Source organism: Halomonas sp. 707B3, assembly GCF_024158645.1.
Taxonomy (GTDB): domain Bacteria; phylum Pseudomonadota; class Gammaproteobacteria; order Pseudomonadales; family Halomonadaceae; genus Vreelandella; species Vreelandella lionensis.
The window spans coordinates 1-19,804 of sequence record NZ_JAMZBE010000029.1; the positions used below are offsets into that span (position 1 = coordinate 1).

Annotated in this window: 15 protein-coding genes; 12 read left to right on the forward strand and 3 right to left on the reverse strand. The window is 56.4% G+C overall.

Annotated elements, in window-relative coordinates:
* The 9 genes from flhB to BIS10_RS06050 form a co-directional block, all read left to right on the forward strand.
* Positions 1 to 1,030 (forward strand): flagellar biosynthesis protein FlhB (gene flhB / locus BIS10_RS06010; RefSeq protein ID WP_253503430.1); only part of this gene is annotated, 1,030 nt, incomplete at its 5' end.
* The gene (gene flhA, locus BIS10_RS06015) at positions 1,027 to 3,108 is read left to right on the forward strand and encodes a flagellar biosynthesis protein FlhA (protein WP_083026253.1); all 2,082 of its coding nucleotides are present in this window, start codon (positions 1,027 to 1,029) and stop codon (positions 3,106 to 3,108) included. The genes flhB and flhA, both read left to right, overlap by 4 nt.
* 52 nt (positions 3,109 to 3,160) lie before the next feature.
* Positions 3,161 to 5,350, forward strand: a complete 2,190-nt coding sequence (gene flhF / locus BIS10_RS06020; RefSeq protein ID WP_253503432.1) for a flagellar biosynthesis protein FlhF — start codon at positions 3,161 to 3,163, stop codon at positions 5,348 to 5,350.
* Positions 5,347 to 5,946 carry a hypothetical protein gene (locus BIS10_RS06025; RefSeq protein ID WP_253503435.1) on the forward strand — a complete coding sequence of 200 codons (600 nt, stop codon included), beginning with the start codon at positions 5,347 to 5,349 and terminating at the stop codon, positions 5,944 to 5,946. The genes flhF and BIS10_RS06025 overlap by 4 nt, the downstream gene beginning before the upstream one ends.
* A gap of 210 nt (positions 5,947 to 6,156) precedes the next feature.
* Entirely contained in the window at positions 6,157 to 6,468 is a 312-nt protein-coding gene (locus BIS10_RS06030; protein WP_253503438.1) for a flagellar protein FlhE, read from the forward strand.
* Positions 6,469 to 6,494: 26 nt separating this feature from the next.
* Entirely contained in the window at positions 6,495 to 7,196 is a 702-nt protein-coding gene (locus BIS10_RS06035; RefSeq protein ID WP_253503441.1) for an RNA polymerase sigma factor FliA, read from the forward strand.
* 39 nt (positions 7,197 to 7,235) lie between these two features.
* Positions 7,236 to 8,051 (forward strand): motility protein A, encoded by an 816-nt coding sequence (locus tag BIS10_RS06040; protein WP_253503443.1) that lies wholly within the window; start codon positions 7,236 to 7,238, stop codon positions 8,049 to 8,051.
* A 4-nt stretch (positions 8,052 to 8,055) separates the two neighbouring features.
* Positions 8,056 to 8,727 (forward strand): OmpA family protein, encoded by a 672-nt coding sequence (locus tag BIS10_RS06045; RefSeq protein WP_253503446.1) that lies wholly within the window; start codon positions 8,056 to 8,058, stop codon positions 8,725 to 8,727.
* A 23-nt stretch (positions 8,728 to 8,750) separates the two neighbouring features.
* A complete protein-coding gene (locus BIS10_RS06050) occupies positions 8,751 to 10,784 on the forward strand; it encodes a sensor domain-containing diguanylate cyclase (RefSeq protein WP_253503449.1) in 2,034 nt (677 codons plus the stop codon).
* On the opposite strand, the gene BIS10_RS06055 is transcribed toward BIS10_RS06050, so the two are convergent.
* The gene (locus BIS10_RS06055; RefSeq protein WP_253503452.1) at positions 10,756 to 11,346 is read right to left on the reverse strand and encodes a hypothetical protein; all 591 of its coding nucleotides are present in this window, start codon (positions 11,344 to 11,346) and stop codon (positions 10,756 to 10,758) included. The two genes, BIS10_RS06050 and BIS10_RS06055, sit on opposite strands and share 29 nt — an antisense overlap.
* Before the next feature lie 193 nt (positions 11,347 to 11,539).
* Between BIS10_RS06055 and BIS10_RS06060 the strand changes: the two genes are divergently transcribed.
* On the forward strand, positions 11,540 to 13,651 hold the full coding sequence (locus BIS10_RS06060; protein ID WP_253503453.1) for an adenosylcobalamin-dependent ribonucleoside-diphosphate reductase: 2,112 nt from the start codon (positions 11,540 to 11,542) through the stop codon (positions 13,649 to 13,651).
* 58 nt (positions 13,652 to 13,709) lie between these two features.
* On the forward strand, positions 13,710 to 14,465 hold the full coding sequence (locus tag BIS10_RS06065) for a ribonucleoside-diphosphate reductase (RefSeq protein ID WP_083026248.1): 756 nt from the start codon (positions 13,710 to 13,712) through the stop codon (positions 14,463 to 14,465).
* Positions 14,466 to 14,525: 60 nt separating this feature from the next.
* Here the strand turns inward: BIS10_RS06065 and BIS10_RS06070 are convergent, their stop codons facing one another.
* Positions 14,526 to 15,263 carry a Crp/Fnr family transcriptional regulator gene (locus tag BIS10_RS06070; RefSeq protein ID WP_083026246.1) on the reverse strand — a complete coding sequence of 246 codons (738 nt, stop codon included), beginning with the start codon at positions 15,261 to 15,263 and terminating at the stop codon, positions 14,526 to 14,528.
* A 123-nt stretch (positions 15,264 to 15,386) separates the two neighbouring features.
* On the reverse strand, positions 15,387 to 18,236 hold the full coding sequence (uvrA, locus tag BIS10_RS06075; RefSeq protein WP_253503455.1) for an excinuclease ABC subunit UvrA: 2,850 nt from the start codon (positions 18,234 to 18,236) through the stop codon (positions 15,387 to 15,389).
* Between the two features lie 170 nt (positions 18,237 to 18,406).
* On the opposite strand from uvrA, the gene BIS10_RS06080 reads away from it, so the two are divergent.
* Positions 18,407 to 19,786 (forward strand): MFS transporter, encoded by a 1,380-nt coding sequence (locus BIS10_RS06080; protein WP_253503457.1) that lies wholly within the window; start codon positions 18,407 to 18,409, stop codon positions 19,784 to 19,786.
* Positions 19,787 to 19,804: the final 18 nt, after the last annotated feature.

Consider the following 19,804-nt stretch of genomic DNA (forward strand, 5'->3'; position numbering starts at 1 on the left):
GTTGTGGGGTATGGGGCAAATGCTCTATGACCAGCTTGGGATGGTGATGGAGCAGGCGTTTTTATTTGAGCGCCGCCATGCCATGGAAAGCACGCCTATGTTGGTGAATGCGCTGGATCTTGGCCAGCGAACCCTCATCGCTATGCTTCCCTTATTTTTACTGCTCACGGTGATTGCACTGGTTGCACCGGCACTGCTAGGTGGCTGGTTAATCTCTTCAAAATCGTTGCAGCCTAAATTTTCAAAATTAAACCCAGTGAAAGGGTTAAAAAGGATATTTTCTGTTCAGGCCCTTGCTGAGCTGGCTAAGGCGATTGCTAAGTCCATCTTGGTGGGCGGTGTGGCAGCTGGCTTTTTATATTTTAATATTGGCAAATTTATGGGGCTAATGGACCAGCCCGTGCAGCAGGGACTGGTCAGTGCGCTGAATATGGCAGCGCTGGTGGCGGGCCTCATCGTCCTGTCACTGATCGTGGTTATTCTCATTGATGTCCCATTTCAGCTGTGGAATAACGCCAAACAGCTGCGTATGACCAAAGAAGAGGTGAAGCAAGAGCATAAAGACTCTGAGGGCGACCCCCATGTGAAGGGCCGTATTCGCCAGCAGCAGCAGGCCATGGCCCGCGGGCGCATGATGAGCAAAGTACCTGAAGCTGATGTCATTATTACCAACCCAACCCACTATGCAGTGGCGCTGGTTTACCAGGAGGGGCGTATGGGGGCTCCTCGGTTGGTGGCCAAAGGGGCCGATGCTGTTGCCGCTCGAATCCGTGAGATTGGCGAGGAAGCAGGTGTTCCGCGCTTGGAGGCAGCACCTCTGGCGCGCGCCCTGTATCATCATGTCGACTTAGAAGCTGAAGTGCCCGCCGAACTGTACACTGCCGTGGCCGAAGTGATGGCCTGGGCCTACCGCCTGAAACATGTTGCACAACAAGGAGGCGAGGTGCCCCCCACACCCGATAATTTACCGGTACCCCCGGAAATGGATAGTCCCGGCCGTCGTGCCGATGGCAATGAGGCGCAACCATGAAAGGCTTAAGCCAGTTGATCAATCAGCGTAACTGGATGAACGATGTGAGCATGAAGCTGCTCGCCGGTCCGCTGCTGATTTTAATGATTCTGGGCATGATGATTCTGCCCCTTCCGCCGTTCGCGCTGGATCTGCTGTTCACTTTTAATATTGCGCTATCGATCATGGTGCTGCTGGTCAGTATGTTTGCCGAGAAACCGCTGGATTTTGCCGCGTTTCCGGCCGTTCTACTGTTTACCACACTGCTGCGACTCTCCCTTAACGTGGCTTCGACTCGTGTGGTATTGATGGAAGGCCATGAAGGGGGAGATGCGGCCGGCAAGGTCATTGAGGCCTTTGGTACGTTCCTGGTAGGTGGTAACTTTGCGGTAGGCTTGGTGGTCTTCTTAATCCTGGTCATCATCAACTTCATGGTGATCACCAAGGGTGCCGGCCGTATTGCCGAAGTGGGCGCTCGCTTCGTGCTTGATGCCATGCCCGGTAAACAGATGGCAATTGATGCCGACTTGAATGCCGGCCTGATTGGCGAAGATGATGCGAAAAAGCGCCGCGCCGAAGTTGCTCAAGAAGCTGACTTTTATGGCTCAATGGACGGTGCCAGTAAGTTCGTCCGTGGTGATGCCGTGGCAGGCTTGGTCATCATGGTAGTCAATATCATTGGCGGCCTGCTGATTGGCATGATGCAGCACGATCTGGGATTTGCCGATGCTGCCCGCACTTATACGCTGCTAACGATTGGTGATGGCTTGGTTGCCCAGATTCCGGCGCTGGTGATCTCCACGGCGGCAGGTGTGACTGTTTCACGCGTCAACACCGAGCAGGATGTTGGTCAGCAGATGATCAGCCAACTGTTTGTGAACCCCCAAGTAATGATCTTGGCGGCCATGGTAATGGGCCTGTTAGGCCTAGTACCTGGTATGCCCAACTTCGTGTTCCTGCTGTTTACAGCGCTGCTGGGTGGTTTAGCCTGGTACCTGATCCGTCGAAAAGAGCAGACCTTGGTGAAGGAAGAAGTCTCCGCTGCACCGCCTCAAATACAGGAAACCCCTGAAGCCAGCTGGGAAGATGTTCAGCTGGTAGACACGCTTGGTTTAGAGGTGGGGCATCGCTTGATCCCCTTGGTGGATTCCCGGCAGAAGGGTGAACTGCTGGGCCGTATTAAAAGCGTACGCAAGAAGTTTGCCCAGGAAGTGGGCTTCCTGCCGCCCGTGGTGCACATTCGCGATAACTTAGAACTACCACCCAATACCTATGTGCTCTCCATGAAGGGAGCGGAAATTGGCCGCGCTGAGGCGCAGACCGGTAAATGGCTAGCCATTGATCCTGGTCAGGTCTCTGGGGAGCTTCAGGGTACACCGACCCAAGACCCTGCCTTTGGCTTGCCAGCAGTATGGATTGACGCTAACCAACGGGAGCATGCTCAGGTATACGGGTACACGGTCGTGGATGCTAGTACGGTCATCGCCACGCACCTTAACCATCTGCTGCACCGTCACTCGCCTGAAATGCTGGGCCGCCAGGAGGTTCAAAAGCTGCTGGACAAGTTGGGCGAAGATCAAAAATCGCTGGTCGAAGAAGTAGTGCCGAAGTCCATCACCCTCACCGTGCTGCAGCGCATTTTGCAGAACCTACTGGATGAGGATGTCTCGATTCGTGATATGCGTACCGTGCTGGACACCCTGGCAGAGTATGCGGGTCAGCAGAAAGATCCCAACGAGCTAACGGCTCTGGTGCGTATTGCGCTGGGCAGGGCCATTACCCAGCAGTGGTTCGCGGGCCAAGATACGCTGCATGTGATGGGGCTGGATGCGCAGTTAGAGCAAGTGTTGTTGCAAGCAATGAACGGCAATGGTGCGATGGAGCCAGGGCTGGCGGATACCTTGATGAATCAAGCGCAGCAAGCGCTAGAGAAACATGAAGGCAGTGGTGAAGCGCCTGTGCTGGTGGTTCAGCACTCGCTACGGGCCGTGTTGTCGCGCTTCCTGCGCCGCCGCATGCGCCACTTAGTGGTGATGTCTCAAGCGGAAATTCCCGACGACCGCACCCTGCGCGTTACTACGCTGGTGGGTGGCCGCTAATGGCCACACTTCGAACGGTAACAGCCTTTTACGTTTTGGCAACAGGTGAAACATGAGCGTTAGACGTTTTGTCGGAGCAAACAGCCGCGACGTAATGCGCCAAGTGCGCGAAGTGTTAGGTGATGATGCACTTATTGTCGCCAACCGTCGCACCGAAGGCGGCGTTGAAATTCTCGCCATGGCGGATGACGCCGTTGACCAGTTCGACCCGTCGCCGACGACGCCAGCGGAGGAGCCGAAGGCTAGCCCCGCGCCAGCGCCTGTCTTTTCACTGCCAAAGCAACCAGACCCCCTAGAGGCGATGAGTGAGCGTCTGCTTCGGGAAATGCAAGATATGCGCGAACTACTGGCCCGCCGCCAGCCGTTGCCAACGACTCAAAGCGGTGCAGACACCGCCTACGAGCACCTACGGCAGTTGATGGCCCGGGTTGGCTTCAGTGCAGAGCTGAGCGAAGAGGTGCTGGAAGCATTGCCAGATGAGTTGAGCGCGCTCGAGGCTACTAACGACGCGCCGCTTAACTGGCTGCGTGAGCAGTTAATGGCACGGCTTAACGTGCTGCAGCACGAAGAGAGCTTCTTTGATCAAACGGGCATCGTCGCATTGGTTGGCCCCACTGGAGTGGGTAAAACGACCACTACTGCGAAGCTTGCGGCACGCTTTGTGATGCGCCACGGCACTCGCCCAGTGGCGCTAGTGACCACCGATAGCTTCCGTATCGGCGCTCATGAGCAGCTGCGCATTTATGCACGGCTCTTGGATACGCCAATGTATGCCCTAGACGCTGAACAGCCGATTGATGAATTGGTTGGTCGGCTACAAGGCAAACAGTGGGTGATTATTGATACCGTGGGGATGAGCCAGCGGGATCAGCGGGTGATTGAACAGATCGCCCATTTACAGGGTGGAAAGTCCACCGTGCGTCTGGTGCTGTTGCTCAACGCCGCCAGTCAGCCGGAAACGCTAGAAGAAGTCGTATTGCGCTACCGCCAAGCGGCGAGAGCCGCAGGTGCCGAGTTAGACGACTGTATCATCACGAAGCAAGATGAAGCTGGGCGGCTTGCGCCGGTATTAGACATCGTCATGCGCCACGGTATGAGGGTGCTGTTTGGCTCCTATGGCCAGCAGGTGCCAGAAGATATGGCGGTCGCGACACCACCCGCGCTGATTGATCAAGCACTGTCGGCCAACGTTTCGAGTAGCGCGCGTGCTGAAACAGCCCCACTCAGCTTGCCACGCTGGTCGCGGGATGTGTTAGGGCAGGGGCGCAGGCTCTCCTCGGTGTTAACCCGCTTGCGTCAGCGTGTCGTCGATTTTCACCGCTTGGAAGCCGCCTGGGACATCGCAGCGCTGCCGGGGGTGATACAAGACCAGCGCCTAGATGAGCTGCTAGCCGGAGCCGCCGCCACTCGTGACGCGTTAGGGGTGGTTTGGTCGCCCCGCCGTAACGAGCGAGGTTGTGACTGGTCGATGCCAGATGTTGCTCTGAATGAGCAAGGTGCTTGGCTGGCGCTGACTCGCCTTCAGCACCGTCAGCCAGCGGGCTGGCAGCCACGTTTGGTGCGTTGTGCAGGAGATGTTGCGGTTCATCTTCTGCCTACCCTGCCAGACGCTGAGGCGCTGGCTTGGCTAAACGCTCAGCATCTGACGTGGGTCAGCATGGTGCCCGCGAGCCAGCGGGTACACTGCCAGGGCGAGCGCTATACTCTGCGCTCCCTGTTCCAAGAAAGCACCTTAACCCATAGCGTGGGCATCCGTTTCCGCGGGCAAAGCATGCAGCTTTCCAGCGCCTATGTTGAAGCGCAGGACGTATCAGGTAACCCCGTATTGGCGTGGGTCGGTGAGGTAAGCGACCCTGAAAGCACTAAGCGAATCGTGCGCCGCTACTGGCTAACGCCTGCACGTTTGGGCAGCGATGTGTTAACGCTTTTAATCACCCAACTGCAGAGTGACGGACTGGCATCGCTCACCAAGCGTGCTTGGCAGCAGCTTAAAGAGGCCGACGGTGGTGATGTCAGCAGCGAGCTGCGCCTGCTGATGGCCAGCGGCGCGGCTGCAGTAGCCGGCCATCTAGATATCGTTGACGATGAGGACGCTCAGGCCCTGCGAGCCGATTTGCTGCGCTTGTTAGGAACCCAGCGCAAGCGGCGTGATACGGCACTGCTTGATGCATTAGTACACGTTCTGATGGCGCGCGATGCCATTCGTCAGCTAGGTAGCGTCAGTCGTGAGGGCGTGGTATGAGTGGCCAGGATCAGGCGGCTGGCCTGCGCAAATGGGCCGATTTACAGCGCCAGCAGCGTGGTGCTGATGAAGTCGGCCATAACGTGGAAAGTGACGAGACAGTGCCTGCCGCTCCCGTTAACGAAGAGGAAGCCGCCGCGTATACCCAGGAGGCCATGGCACCTACGGTAGCTGCTGCTGCCGAGCCTGCCACCGTGGCGCCTCCAAGACCGAAAAAAACGCTAGTGGTAGTAGGCTTACCTCATGCTGGTGTAGCGCAGGTGGACAAAGTGCGAGGTCGGCTGGGGCAATGGTCGGCCCTGGGGCGGCAATGGGCAGGTGACCCACAGGATTGGGATATTCATATTGTCATGCCTAACAGCGCCTCGCTGACTGACTTAGCCGAGCGTTACTCACGCTGGGCGTTGTGGATCAACAGTGATGCTGACGCCTTTGCCACCATGTACCGAGTGTTGCGCCAATTACGCGAGCATGGTGGTCCGCAGCGTCTTCTAGCCCTTCATGAACCCCACCTGCCGCGCCAGGGGTTGCTGGATAATTTGGGCAATGCTTCCGCTCGTTATTTAGATATTGAGCTTCTGCTGCTGGCGCGCTAGCGGCGGGCCAGGGTGCATTTGTCGCTCAAGGGGAGAGTTATGCAGAGTTTGGCGAGTTGGGTAAGTAACGCTAAGCAGATGGCTATTGAGGCGTTGATAAAACCTGCAAAGTTGTTAACAGTAAGAAAAATGGGCTGTTTAGGGCTAGTAGCAGGGTTATGGTTTTTCGCGTTGAATACGCAGGCCGCAACCGGTAGTTGGAGCAGCCAAGTGCCTAGTGTGATGGTAGCAATGAGCGACCGTACCAGCAGCAGCCAGGCGATAACCCCGCCAGCGGGCGTCCCGCTGCGTAATGCTGCGCTGTCGCGAATTCAATGGCGCTTTGAGTCACCGCCGGGAACGCCTGTGAACGCTTGGCTATGTCATCCTGAACGCTGTGTTGCACTATCAGGCATGCGCGGTAGCACGACCGCTCTATCGGGAATGTTGGCGAGCGCACCGCTGTACTTTCGGTTTACGCTGCAGCCAGGGCAACGCCCTGTGCGAGTACAGGGGTTACAAGTGATCGTGAACTATCAGTAAAGGTTGTTAAGCCGCGAGGCACGAGGATGTATACAGCACAAGGCAGGATCAAACAGAGTGAGCTGTTAACTCAATACATGCCACTGGTGAGACGTCAGGCCTTAACGCTGCAGGTAAGGTTGCCCGCAAGTATTGAGCTGGATGATCTGATCCAGGCGGGTATGGTGGGCTTGTTAGAGGCATTAGGGCGCTTTGATGCTGCCCAGGGAGCAACATTTGCTACCTTTGCAAGCCAGCGCATCCGTGGCGCGATGATGGACGAGCTGCGCACTCGTGACTGGCTGCCCCGCAGCGTACGCCGCTCGGCACGGGCGGTAGATGATGCTGTGCGTCGTTTAGAGCAGCAGCTGGGGCGCCCCCCGGAAGAGGGGGAGATTGCCCGTGAACTGGAGATGCCGCTAAGTGATTACCAGCAACTGCTCAACGATACCAATAGCGGGCAATTATTGCCGTTCGAAGAGCTCATTGCGGATGGCAGCGAGCCTGCGGGGGACGACACTCACCGACAGCCGTTTGAACAATTATTGGATGAACAGCAGCGGCAAACGCTGATCGACGCCATTGAAGCACTGCCCGAGCGCGAGAAGCTGCTAATGGCGCTGTATTACCAAGAAGAGATGAATCTAAAAGAAGTGGGCGCTGTGCTCGGTGTCACCGAATCACGGGTTTCACAGCTTCACAGCCAGGCGGTGAGTCGGCTGCGTGCTCGCCTACATGAGACTAATTAACCCTCTCACTCACTAACCATAACCGGCGAGGAGCCGTTGATGAATCCATCTACGCTGATCGGTATATTTGCCAGCATGCTGCTGTTGGTAAGCGTTTTATTTTTTACCGCAGAGTCGCCCGAGAGCTTTATTAACTTACCGGGGCTTGCCATTGTGGTCACTGGCACGCTGGCGGCCACGTTTATCAGCTATCCGCTGAAAGAAGTGCTGCGTGTGGTGCGTCTGGTTGGTTTAGTTTTCCGCCGTGAAAACACCTATGTGCGAGATGACATCAATGAGTTGGTTTCCATGTCGCGCCTTTGGTTTAAGGGGGATGTTAGAGCGGTTGAGAAAGAACTGGAACATACCCGTAATCCGTTTTTGCGCACCGGTATCCAACTGGTCATTGCGAATACAAAAGAGGATGAAATCTTCGACATGCTGCGCTGGCGTATTGCGCGGCTGAAAGCCCGCGAGCATGCTGAAGCCCAAATTTTCCGCACCATGGCCACCTATGCACCGGCCTTTGGCATGATTGGTACTTTGGTAGGCTTGGTCAACATGCTCGAAGTGATGGATGCGGGTGACCTGGAAGTAATTGGGCCCCGGATGGCAGTGGCGCTGTTGACTACTTTCTATGGCATCCTGTTGGCCAATTTGGTGTTTAAACCGATTGCCGTGAAGCTAGAGCGGCGTACGGAAGAGCGTCTTATCACTATGAACATGGTGCTGGAAGGCATTTCGCTAATTACCAAGCGCCGTCTGCCATCGTTTATTGAAGAGACGCTTAACTCCTTCGTAGCGAATTACCACGACGAAATTCGTGACGCGAACGTTAAGCCTCGGCCCGATATGGGTTCCGCATTAAAAGGTTAGCGCCATGCTCGACCGCGATTCACGGCATGCTTTGGAGCTTCCCGCCGAAGTGGGGGAGAGTGACGAGAGCTGGCTGACCAGTTACCTGGATGTATTGACGCTGCTGATTACCCTGTTTGTACTGCTGTTGGCGCTTACGCCATCCGGCGGTGGCGAAGGGAGTGAAAGCAGTATCATGGATCCCTCGAATGCCGTTACGTCACTGCCATTGGCTAGCTTAGCCACAGGAATACTTCCCCGCCACGATGGCTTACATCCCCAAATGGCAGGGCTTGATATCCCTGGAGTGAGTGTCTCCCAGGGGCAAGAGGGCGTTACGCTACGTATTGACGATAGCCTTTTATTTCCCAGTGGCAACGATGTACTAACGCCCCAGGGGCAAGTTGTGTTAGAACGGCTCTCTTCGGTGCTACAGACTTTTGATGGTCAAATTTCCATTGAGGGCCACACCGATAATGTGCCGATCGCGACCGCTCGGTTTCCGTCTAACTGGGAGCTCTCAGTGGGACGAGCCATCGCAGTGGTACGCCAGTTAGAGCGGCAAGGTATTGCCATTTCACGTATGCGGGCCGTCGGCTATGCCGACACCCAACCCATGGAAAGTAACGCTACTGCGGAAGGGCGAGCTGCCAACCGACGCGTTGAGCTGTTGCTGAAGCAACAGGTCAAGGGGTAAAGAGATATCTCGAGGCTATCTTCGTGTCGAAGCATCATTCGCTACTTCAATCATTTGGTGCCGTTCTGGTACTGGATGAAGAGTGTAGACACATTCAGGCGGTGAGTAATAATCTCACCCAGCTGTTGGGCATTGCTGAGCAAGAGCACTCGCAACTCTCGCTCAGCAGTGTGCTGGGTAAACGGCTAAGTCAGCGGTTATGCAAGGAGCTGCAGGGACAGCAGCGACTAGCGGGGCCACTGGCATTTAGTCGTGCCCAGCGCGCTACCCGCTTTCAACTGCACGCTTACCGCACCGAGAGTAGCGTGATAGTGGAGATTGAGCCGTTGAACCCACTCGGCAAACGCCGCTTGTTGGGCACCGTCAACGAGCGGCTAATGCGCCTAGCGGAAGCCACCCAACAAGAAGAGCTGTTGGATTATCTCGTAACGGCGGTGCAGCAGCTAACTGGCCATGACCGTGTCTCCGTTTGCCATTTCGACACCGATTGGCATGGACTGATTGTCGCTGAAGCGCGGGGGGGGCATCTGCCTGCTCTTTTAGGACAGCGTTTTCCGGCCAGTGATTTTCCCCTGACGCTGCGGCGCGCTTATGAAAGCCATCCGGTTCGGCTGATTGAAGATACTGATGCGCCAAGCGAACCACTTGTGCCAAAAGGCACAGGCGCAAACCTGCGTCACTGCTTTCTACGTGCGCCTGCCCCGGCCCGTCAGCGCTACTTACGTCGTCTTGGCGTGCGGGGTGCGCTGAGTATGGCCATGCAGGGTGATGCCGGCTTATGGGGGCTGCTGTTTTGCCACTCGGCCACTCCCCATCCAGTAGCGCCGCCCGTACGTGACGCGGTGCGTACTCTGGTACAGATGGCCACCCAGCGGCTGCTGTTACTCCGAGCACGCCAAGAAGCTCGCTACCTGCAACGCGTTCAAGATAGCTTGGTACTGTCGGCCAATGCCCGTTTAGAGCCGCAAAGCCCACAGGAGATTACCCATCAGCAGGCTGAAACGTGGTGTTCGCTATTTCGTGCCCACGGCGTTGCGCTATGGCTGAAGGGCAGTGTGCATGCGAGTGGTACTACACCAGACTCACCTACCATTAGCCAGTTTGTTAAGCGTCTTGAAAAAGCACATCAACATAGTGGCCCCTGGTGTACGCGGGGGATTGCCGCTGAGCCGCTAACGTCATCGCTTTGTATGCCTGAGCAGTGCGGTATCCTGGCTGTACCACTTCCGATGAGCCCGGCGCAGCGAGGGTGGCTGATCTTCTTTCGCCCAGAACAGGTGGAAACACTCTATTGGGCGATGCAGCCAACCTCCGTACCCCAACCCCAGCCTGCGATTATGATGGCGCCTTCTGCTGCCTGGCGTGAAGAGGTAGTGGGAAAAAGCGAGGCGTGGCAGCGTGTTGAGCGACTTGCCGCTAAGGACTTAGGCGAAGATTTGACGCTGGCAATTTCCGCCTATGAAATCAGTACATTAAATATGCACCTGGAGCGGGAACGCAAAGCGTTAGCCGATGCCAATCAGCGCTTAGAGCAACTGGCGCATTTTGACCCGCTCACCCAGGTATGGAACCGCTACCGTATTGAGCAGGCTATTGATGCTGAGCTGGTGGCCGCCAAACGCTATGGGGCTTCTTTTGCGCTACTGCTGTTTGATGTTGACCGTTTTAAACAAATTAATGATACCCACGGCCACCATGTAGGGGATGACGTGCTCGTGTCGCTGGCGCGTCTAGTCGAGGAGTCACTGCGTGGCTGCGACCATCTAGGCCGTTGGGGCGGTGAAGAGTTCGTGGTATTGGCTACCCACTCCGATATGGAAGCGGCGGTAGGGCTTGCCGAGCGCCTGCGTGGCTTGGTGGCCACCCTGCAGGTAGAGGGAGTTGATCAGCCAATTACCATTAGCATTGGTGTCGCTGTCTGGCAGCCAGGCGACAGCTGTAAAACGCTGATGGCCCGGGCCGATGCCGCTATGTATCAAGCCAAGCACAGCGGCCGTAATCGAGTAGAGGTTGCGGAAGAGCGTGCGCTTAACCCGGAGGAGCAGGTGCCTCTGTGAGAGAGGCGCCGCTACACAGCGACTGCATGCGTTGAATGGCATCGCCAGCACCTTCCAAACTAAAGGTCATGTACCACGGTTCCTGCTCACCCTGGTCAAATCCTAAAAACAGCTGCTCGCCCGACTGCATCTCAGCGATCAGCGTCTCCATATCGCTCAAATAAAAATGGGCATAAAAGCCGTCATCGCCCCGCTCGGTAATAAACTCCGCCATGGTATCGACAATCGGGTTGTCACCAATCCGCAGCCGAGTGGGTACCAGATTCACCGCTCGGCTCTCTCCCTGCTGCTGCGCTAGGGTGACGCGCATCTCCAGCCACGGTAAATCACAGACTTCTTGAGTAGCATTTATGCTTAGCGTGGCATCGGAGTAGCTGTGGGTCTCTACAGCACGAAAGTGGCGCTCTTCTCCTAGGGTCAGCGCCATGGATTGCCAGTGCCCATGGGTAGCCACTGATTCCACATTAAATGTAGCGGCCAATGAAAGGGGAGCTGTGACAAGCAGCATGGCGGTGACGGCGAAAGTTGATGTTTTCAGGAAGTTCATAGGTCGTATCGTCATCGAAAACCTTAAGCCTATAGCGTGTTGGGAATAAGCAAAAGGGTAAGGTGCTGATTTTTCTATATCTAGTGTTGTTAACGTCAAAAAACGGCCCATATAGTAGAAAGTCGGGGCTATACTCCCCTACGATGCCACGTATAATCGGCCCGTTTTTTAGCGCTATCGCTACCCATCGTGAAGGAGTTTCGTGAACATGAGTACCGCAGCCAAGGCGATGAAGACATCCAGTGAAGTCCCTATGCAGGCTCCATCTAGGGAAATCTGGGATGCCAAATATCGGTTAAAAGATCGTCATGGCCAACCGGTGGATCAAGATGTCGCAGCGACCTTTGAGCGCGTGGCTCGTGCCCTAGCCGCCGTAGAAGGTGAAAAGGCCGATGAGTGGCTACCCAAATTTCGCTGGGCGCTGGAAAATGGTGCTATTCCCGCTGGGCGAATTCTCTCTAATGCGGGGGCCGAAGCCTACAAGCCCGCCGTCAGTCTGATTAATTGCACCGTTTCTCGCACTATTCGTGACTCCATGCGCGATATCCTCGACTCCGTGGTCGATGCGGGTATGACATTGAAGTCGGGCGCCGGTATTGGCTACGACTTCTCGACCCTGCGCCATAAAGGTGCCTTTGTGTTTGGCGCAGGAGCAGGCACCAATGGCCCGCTGGCGTTTATGGATATCTACGACAAGATGTGTTTTACCGTGGCGTCTGCCGGAGGCCGTCGCGGCGCTCAAATGGGCACCTTCGATGTGGGGCACCCGGACGTGCGTGAGTTCATCCAAGCCAAGCGCGAAGCAGGGCGGCTGCGTCAATTCAACTTGAGCCTACTCATCACCGATGAGTTTATGGAAGCGGTGAAGCACAACGCCGATTGGCCGCTGGCCTTCCCACTGCATCCTGGTGAGAAAGAGGATGTGAGTGCTGAAGAGGTGATTTACCGTGACTGGCCGGTAGTGGAAGAGGGCTACACGGTGGATGCCGAAGGGCGCGTGGCCTGCCGTGTTGTCGAGGTGATTAAAGCTCGTGAGTTGTGGGACACGATTATGTCCTCTACCTACGACTACGCCGAGCCGGGCTTTATACTGATTGATCAAGTGAATCGCATGAACAATAACTGGTTCTGCGAGGATATCCGCGCGACTAACCCCTGCGGCGAGCAGCCGCTGCCGCCGGAAGGCGCGTGCCTGTTAGGGTCTATCAACCTGACGAAGTTTGTGATCGAACCGTTTAGCGCCGAGCCGCGGTTTGATTGGGAGCGCTATCGAAAAGTCGTAGCGATTTTCACCCGTATGCTCGACAACGTGGTGGAAATTGCTGGCCTGCCGCTCCCCCAGCAACAGCGCGAAATTGAAGCTAAACGCCGTCACGGCATGGGCTTTTTGGGTCTTGGTTCGACCCTGACCATGCTGAAAATTCCCTACGGCTCCCAGGCGTCGCTGACGTTCACTGAAGAGGTCAGTCGTCATTTAGCGTTGGAAGGGTGGAAGCAGGCGCTGGAGCTTTCTAAAGAGAAGGGCATGGCGCCAGTGCTTGAAGAGGAGCACACCATTACGCCCAAGATGATGCGCGAGCGCCCTCAGCTCGCCAGCGACGGCTACGAGGTAGGTGACAAGGTGCCGGGGCGGATTCTGCACGCCCGCTACAGCCAATACATGGCCAAAGTGGCCGAGCTTGAGCCGGAACTGGTGGCACAGTTGGCCGAGCACGGTGCGCGGTTTACCCACCACAGCTCGATTGCCCCCACGGGTACCATCTCGCTCTCCATGGGCAACAACGCTTCCAATGGCATTGAGCCGTCGTTCTCCCATCGCTATTTCCGCAACATCATCCAGTCCGGTAAAAAGACCAAGGAGCAGGTGGAGGTAGTGTCGTTTGAACTAGCGGCCTACCGTCACTTTATGGCTGCCGATGCGGTAGAAAGCGATCTGCCGGACTACTTCATTACCGCAGACTCTGTCACTCCCGAGCAGCACGTCGCCGTTCAAGCGGCAGCTCAGCAGTGGGTGGACTCGGCGATTTCCAAAACGGTCAATGTACCCACCGAGTTCCCCTTTGAGCAGTTCCAAGACCTCTATCTGCAGGCCTACGAGAGCCGTTTGAAAGGTTGCACTACCTTCCGCTTTAACCCGGAAGCCTTCCAAGGCGTGTTGGTGCGTGAGGATGACCTGAAAAACACCACCTATGTGTTTGAGCTGGAAAATGGTGAAACCCTTGAGCTAACCGGCGATGAGAAGGTGCTTTACGACGGTGAAGAGCATAACGCCGCTAACCTGTTTGATGCCTTGAAAGAGGGCACCTACGGCAAATGGTAATCGTAAGCGCAAGCAAGGCTTAGCTTGATGAGCTGTCTAAAGAACTGGGGAGAACGTTATGGCGGTTGAAATTACGTCGAAAATTGTCGGTTACCGTATTAAGCAACAAGGGCAGCCCGCGCCTGCTCCAGAGCTACCAGATGAAGACCCATTAACGGTCCGCATTCCATCGCGCCCGGAAGGCACACTGGAAGCAGTGTCTGAAAAAATCTCTTATGTGGGGGCTGAAGGGCGCAAGAAGGTCTACTTGCTGGTCTCGTTTATGCCAGTGGAAGGCGTGATTGGCGGCCAGCGTGTGGTGATTGAGCGTCCGGTGGAGTTCTTCTTTCCCTCGGGCCAGCTCTCCAGCGAGCACCAGTGGATTACTGCGACCATGCGCAGCCTGTCGCTTGCAGCGCGTGGGGGCTATGTCACTCAAGCCGTGGCAGACCTGCGCAAAGTCGCCTGGGACAAAGGCTTGGTACGCTGTGGCATGAATCGCTGGAACAAGCCTATGTTTCACGACTCGGAAGTGGCGGCGATTGCTTGGTCGATTCAGCGGATTCTCTATCGGCGCGGTTTTTTAGATCAGGAGGGCAACCAAGTGCCGGTGGAGACGTTGGTTGCACGCTATGCGCACCGCATGCAGCATGGACATGCTTGGCAGCCGGAGGAGCCCCCGGCGGCTGAAGACTCTGCCGTCGCATCGGCTTCTGGCGAAGCAAGCGGCGGCCCCGCTACGGTAGGTACGTGCCCTGAGTGTCGAGGTGATTTGATCATGATGGATGGCTGCCCGACCTGCTACGCCGGTTGCGGCTGGTCAAAATGCGGTTAATAGCACGCTGATGAAACTGCCGTGTGCTTGGCAAGGGCGCGGCGTTTTATTGTCGCAACCTCAGTCCTTAAATAGCGGCCTGACATTATCGGTAAGATAGCAGTCGTCAAACTCACCTTCCGTGGCCAGCGCCTCAAGGTTTGGAATCGAGACATGGTGGCGGTCGCGGAAGACCAAGCCATCTTCGCTCAGCGCGCTAAAGGTGCGGCTCACGTGTACCGGGCTTAAGCCTAAAATATCGGCGAGCTGCTCCTGAGAGAGCGGAAGACGAAACTGCCCGCCAATATCGTCGTTGGTTTGGCGCAAACGCAGGTACATCTCATGGAGAAAGTGTGCCATTTTCTGGCGTGCGCTGCGTCGGGCCAAGTTCACCAAACGCTCAGTGAGCAGCGCTTGTTGACGGCTGCCGATGGCAAACATGACCGACGTGAGCGGCAGTGACTGGCTAAATATATCCAGCATACGTTTATGGGGGAAATGGCACACCACGCCATCGGTAATCAGGCGCACGTTCTCAAGGCGTTGAGAAAAGGCAAATTCCCGCAGGCCAATGATATCGCCCGGGAGAAACACTTCGAGAATCTGCCGATCACCGTTTTCCAGATGACGGTAAGAGTAAGCCCAGCCGCTGCGCAGCGTGCAAAACTCGTTGGCTGGCGAGCCCATTTCCCACAGTAGTGCGCCTGACTTAATCTCAGTCGGGCTCTCCTCTAACGAGTTTAGCAACTGCTTCTCATCGTCCGTCAGCGTACAGTAGTGGCTAAAGTGGCGAATAATGCAGCTTTTGTCCTGATCCACAGCGTCCTTCTCCTAAACGGTATCAACCATTGTTAAACGGCATCGCTACATACTATAAGAAGTACCCGTTGGGCTTGCTTACTCTTTTGATGTTCCCGGCACCGGGTGCCGGGTAGCTAAGCGCTAGGAAGTGGATGATGCGCGTTTGGCCCGCTCCAGTAGTGGCGCCAGGAAGCGCCCGGTATGCGAAACGCTCTGCTTGGCAATCTGCTCGGGCGTGCCCTCAGCAATAATTTGCCCGCCGCCAGAGCCACCTTCCGGCCCAAGATCAATGAGCCAGTCGGCGGTTTTGATCACATCCAAGTTGTGCTCAATCACGACAATCGTATTACCGTGATCGCGCAGTCGGTGGAGTACGGTCAGCAGCTGGCGAATATCTTCAAAATGTAGGCCTGTGGTAGGTTCATCCAAAATGTAGAGCGTTTTGCCGGTGTCGCGCTTAGCTAGCTCTCGGGCCAGTTTGACACGCTGTGCTTCACCGCCGGATAACGTGGTGGCGCTTTGCCCTAAGCGAATATACGAGAGCCCTACGTCCATTAGCGTTTGCAGGCGGCGGGCAATGGCGGGCACCGGGCTGAAGAATGCCAGCGCGTCTTCCACGGTCATTTCCAGCACTTCGTGGATGGTCTTGCCTTTATAGTGAATATCCAGCGTTTCGCGGTTGTAACGCTTACCTTTACATACATCGCAGGGTACGTAGATATCCGGCAGGAAGTGCATCTCTACCTTGATCATGCCCTCGCCCTGACACGCTTCACAGCGCCCGCCCTTAACGTTAAAGCTGAAGCGGCCCGGCTTATAGCCCCGCGAGCGCGCCTCTTGGGTACCCGCAAACAGCTCGCGAATGGGCGTGAAAATACCGGTGTACGTCGCAGGGTTAGAGCGCGGCGTACGGCCAATGGGGCTCTGGTCGATATCGATCACTTTATCGAGCTGATCAAGCCCTTCAACCTTCTCATAGGGCGCTGGGGTCAAGGTGGTGGCGCGGTTAAGCTCACGGGCGGCAATGGGCATCAGCGTGCCGTTAATCAGCGTTGATTTACCCGAGCCAGAAACCCCCGTCACGGCAATAAATAGCCCCAAAGGCAGGCTCAGCGTGACGTTTTGCAGGTTATTGCCTGTCGCGCCGCGCACGACCAACTGCTTTTCCGGATTGCCGGGAATACGGTAGGGCGGCACGGCGATTTCACGAGTGCCGGAAAGATACTGACCGGTGAGCGAGTTGGGATTATCCATCACTTGCTGGGGCGTGCCTTGGGCGACGATTTCACCGCCATGAACACCGGCGCCGGGGCCGATATCCAGCACATGGTCCGCCGCGCGAATGGCGTCTTCGTCGTGTTCGACCACAATCACGGTATTGCCCAGGTCGCGCAGTCGCTCCAGGGTTTTCAACAAGCGGTCGTTGTCCCGCTGATGCAGGCCGATAGAGGGCTCGTCCAGAATGTACATGACGCCCACCAGCCCCGCGCCGATTTGGCTGGCTAGACGGATGCGCTGGGCCTCGCCACCGGAAAGAGTGTCGGCGCTGCGCTCAAGGTTCAGGTAATCCAGGCCCACATTGACCAAGAACTCCAGGCGGGCATGGATCTCGTTGACGATCTTATCGGCAATTTCGCCTTTACGCCCCGGCAGGGCCAGCTCGGCAAAGTAGCGCCACGCCTCGCCAATGGGCAGGTGCACAATATCGGCAATGTTACGGTCATCCACATAAACATGGCGCGACTCTTTGCGCAGCCGTGAGCCACTACAGGTAGTGCAGGGCTGAACCGCAATATATTTGGCGAGATCGTCGCGTACCATATTGGATTCGGTTTCCCGGTAGCGGCGCTGCATATTGGGCAGCACGCCTTCAAAGGCGTGTTCCCGAGTGACTTTGCGGCCGCGATCGCCTACGTAGACAAACGGAATTTGCTCGTTGCCGCTGCCGTTAAGAATAATCTCGCGCTCGTGGCGAGCCAGCTCCTGCCAGGGGGTTTCCAGCTCGAAGCGGTAGTGCTTGGCGAGTGTCTGCAACTGGGTGAAATAGTAAATGTTGCGCCGATCCCAGCCTTTAATGACGCCTTCTGCGAGGGAAAGCTCTGGATGGCTAATCAGCTTATCTGGGTCAAAGTACTGCTGAACGCCGAGGCCATCACAGGTAGGGCAGGCGCCCGCAGGGTTGTTAAAAGAGAACATGCGCGGCTCAAGCTCTGAGAGCGAGTAGCCACATACCGGGCAGGCAAAGCGCGAGGAGAAGGCGAGGTCTTCCTGCTCGCCATCCATAAAGTGAATCATCGCCGTGCCGTCGGCCAGGTTTAGCGCGGTCTCAAACGATTCCGCTAAGCGCTGGGCGATATCGTCGCGCACTTTAAAGCGGTCCACTACCACGCTGATATCGTGCTTTTTGCGCTTATCCAGCGGCGCGATATCGTCTAACTCCAGCACCTGACCGTCGATTTTCACCCTGACAAAGCCCTGGGCGCGAAGTTCGGCGAGCAGTTGCAGGTGCTCACCCTTGCGGCCTTTTACCACAGGGGCCAGCAGCATTAGCTTGGTGCCCTCGGCGAGGTTCATCACTTGATCGACCATCTGCGAAATGGTCTGGGCTTCTAAGTCTTCACCGTGCTCTGGGCAACGGGGCGTGCCTGCGCGGGCAAACAGCAGACGCAGGTAGTCGTAAATTTCGGTGATAGTACCCACGGTTGAGCGCGGGTTGTGGGAGGTGGATTTCTGCTCAATAGAGATCGCAGGAGAGAGACCTTCGATGTGGTCCACATCGGGCTTCTCCATCATCGAGAGGAATTGGCGTGCATAGGTAGAGAGCGACTCCACGTAGCGACGCTGCCCCTCGGCATAGAGCGTGTCAAACGCCAGCGATGACTTACCGGAACCGGAAAGCCCGGTAATGACGATAAGCTTGTCGCGAGGCAGCTCCACATCGATCTGCTTGAGGTTGTGGGTGCGGGCACCCCTGACCAGAATGCTGTCCATCAACACCTCGAATCGCGTGGCAAAAGCGTAATTATACGATTGCTGTCCCCTTCCCGGCAAAACTGTCTCTGCCTGCGTCACCGCGCTTGGCGTTTCCAGCGTGATGACAAAGCGCTAGAATGGACGGTTATCTCAGGCCGTTCGGCCCATCCACCATACACAAGGGCATTATGCGCAAGGTTTCCGCACTGCTGCTGGTCGCTGAACGCCGTGCAATCAGCGGTTTGGCCGGTCTTTACGCGTCTCGTATGCTGGGACTGTTCATGGTTCTGCCGGTGCTCGCGCTTTATGCCGACACGTTGACAGGCGCTACGCCGCTACTGGTTGGCGTGGCGTTAGGCATTTATGGCTTAACCCAGGCGACGCTGCAAATCCCGTTTGGTTTGCTCTCTGACCGCATTGGTCGTAAGCGTGTCATTGCGATGGGGCTGCTGATTTTTGCTTTTGGCAGCGTGGTAGCGGCCATGGCAGATAGCATTGGCGGGGTAATTTTAGGTCGCGCCCTTCAGGGGGGCGGTGCCGTGGCGGCCGCCATAATGGCTCTATTGGCAGATCAAACCCGCGAGCAGGTACGCACGGCGGCCATGGCCACTATTGGCCTTTCGATCGGCGTATCGTTTGCCATTGCCATGGTGCTTGGCCCTTGGTTAGCCTCCTGGGCGGGGCTCTCTGGGGTGTTTTGGTTTACCGCACTCCTAACATTGGTGGGACTGTTAGTCCTTTGGCGCTGGGTGCCGCCTGCGCCGCGCCGGTTACGCCACCGTGACGTAGGGCTGGATCGGAAGCAGTTTAAAAGTGTGATTACCCGGCCGGATTTGTGGCGGCTTGATCTATCGATTTTTGCGCTGCATCTTGTCCTCATGGCAATCTTTGTGGCTATCCCCTTCCGCTTACTCAATGCGGGGGTAGCAGTGGAGTACCATGGATTAGCCTACCTAGGCATTATGGCACTCTCTTTTGTGGCGATGGTGCCGCTGGTGATCATAGCGGAAAAGCGCCAGCGTATGAGGCTGATGTGCCTATTGGCGATTGGAGCCATCGCTGCCAGCCTAGCCAGCCTAGGGTTGTCGCTTTCCCAGGGGCATTGGCTGTTTGTTTGGCTATTTGTTTTCTTTACCGGCTTTAATTTGCTGGAGGCAACGCTGCCTTCCATGCTTAGCAAGTTGGCCCCAGCGGGTGCTAAGGGCACCGCAATGGGGGTGTATTCCACCAGCCAGTTTCTCGGCGCTTTTTTAGGTGGCACGTTGGGCGGCTTGCTGGCGAATACCTGGGGGCTTAACGCAGTATTTATTGGTTGCGCGGTGCTAGCGCTGGCTTGGTGGGTAGCCATGTGGCGGATGCCTTCTCCTCCGCCGCTCTCCAGCGAAGTGGTGGCGTTACACGATACGCAGCCTGATGCGATCAACTTATTGATGGAGCATCTTGCCGACGTGGTTGGTGTGGAAGATGTGATGGTCGTGCCGGAGGAGCGCCTCATGTATTTGAAGGTAAACCGCAAAGAACTCGATCAAGCGGCGCTGGCAAAACTGATTCCACCGCCGCGACCCTAAAGAATTAGCGCTCACCTG

What these genes read in the sequence shown, in the direction of transcription:
- BIS10_RS06035 (WP_253503441.1), top strand. Translation starts at nt 6,495, where the DNA reads ATGTATACAGCACAAGGCAGGATCAAACAGAGTGAGCTGTTAACTCAA.
- flhF (WP_253503432.1), top strand. Translation starts at nt 3,161, where the DNA reads ATGAGCGTTAGACGTTTTGTCGGAGCAAACAGCCGCGACGTAATGCGC.
- BIS10_RS06080 (WP_253503457.1), top strand. Translation starts at nt 18,407, where the DNA reads ATGCGCAAGGTTTCCGCACTGCTGCTGGTCGCTGAACGCCGTGCAATC.
- BIS10_RS06055 (WP_253503452.1), bottom strand. Translation starts at nt 11,346, where the DNA reads ATGACGATACGACCTATGAACTTCCTGAAAACATCAACTTTCGCCGTC.
- BIS10_RS06045 (WP_253503446.1), top strand. Translation starts at nt 8,056, where the DNA reads ATGCTCGACCGCGATTCACGGCATGCTTTGGAGCTTCCCGCCGAAGTG.
- BIS10_RS06040 (WP_253503443.1), top strand. Translation starts at nt 7,236, where the DNA reads ATGAATCCATCTACGCTGATCGGTATATTTGCCAGCATGCTGCTGTTG.
- BIS10_RS06060 (WP_253503453.1), top strand. Translation starts at nt 11,540, where the DNA reads ATGAGTACCGCAGCCAAGGCGATGAAGACATCCAGTGAAGTCCCTATG.
- flhA (WP_083026253.1), top strand. Translation starts at nt 1,027, where the DNA reads ATGAAAGGCTTAAGCCAGTTGATCAATCAGCGTAACTGGATGAACGAT.
- BIS10_RS06065 (WP_083026248.1), top strand. Translation starts at nt 13,710, where the DNA reads ATGGCGGTTGAAATTACGTCGAAAATTGTCGGTTACCGTATTAAGCAA.
- uvrA (WP_253503455.1), bottom strand. Translation starts at nt 18,236, where the DNA reads ATGGACAGCATTCTGGTCAGGGGTGCCCGCACCCACAACCTCAAGCAG.
- BIS10_RS06025 (WP_253503435.1), top strand. Translation starts at nt 5,347, where the DNA reads ATGAGTGGCCAGGATCAGGCGGCTGGCCTGCGCAAATGGGCCGATTTA.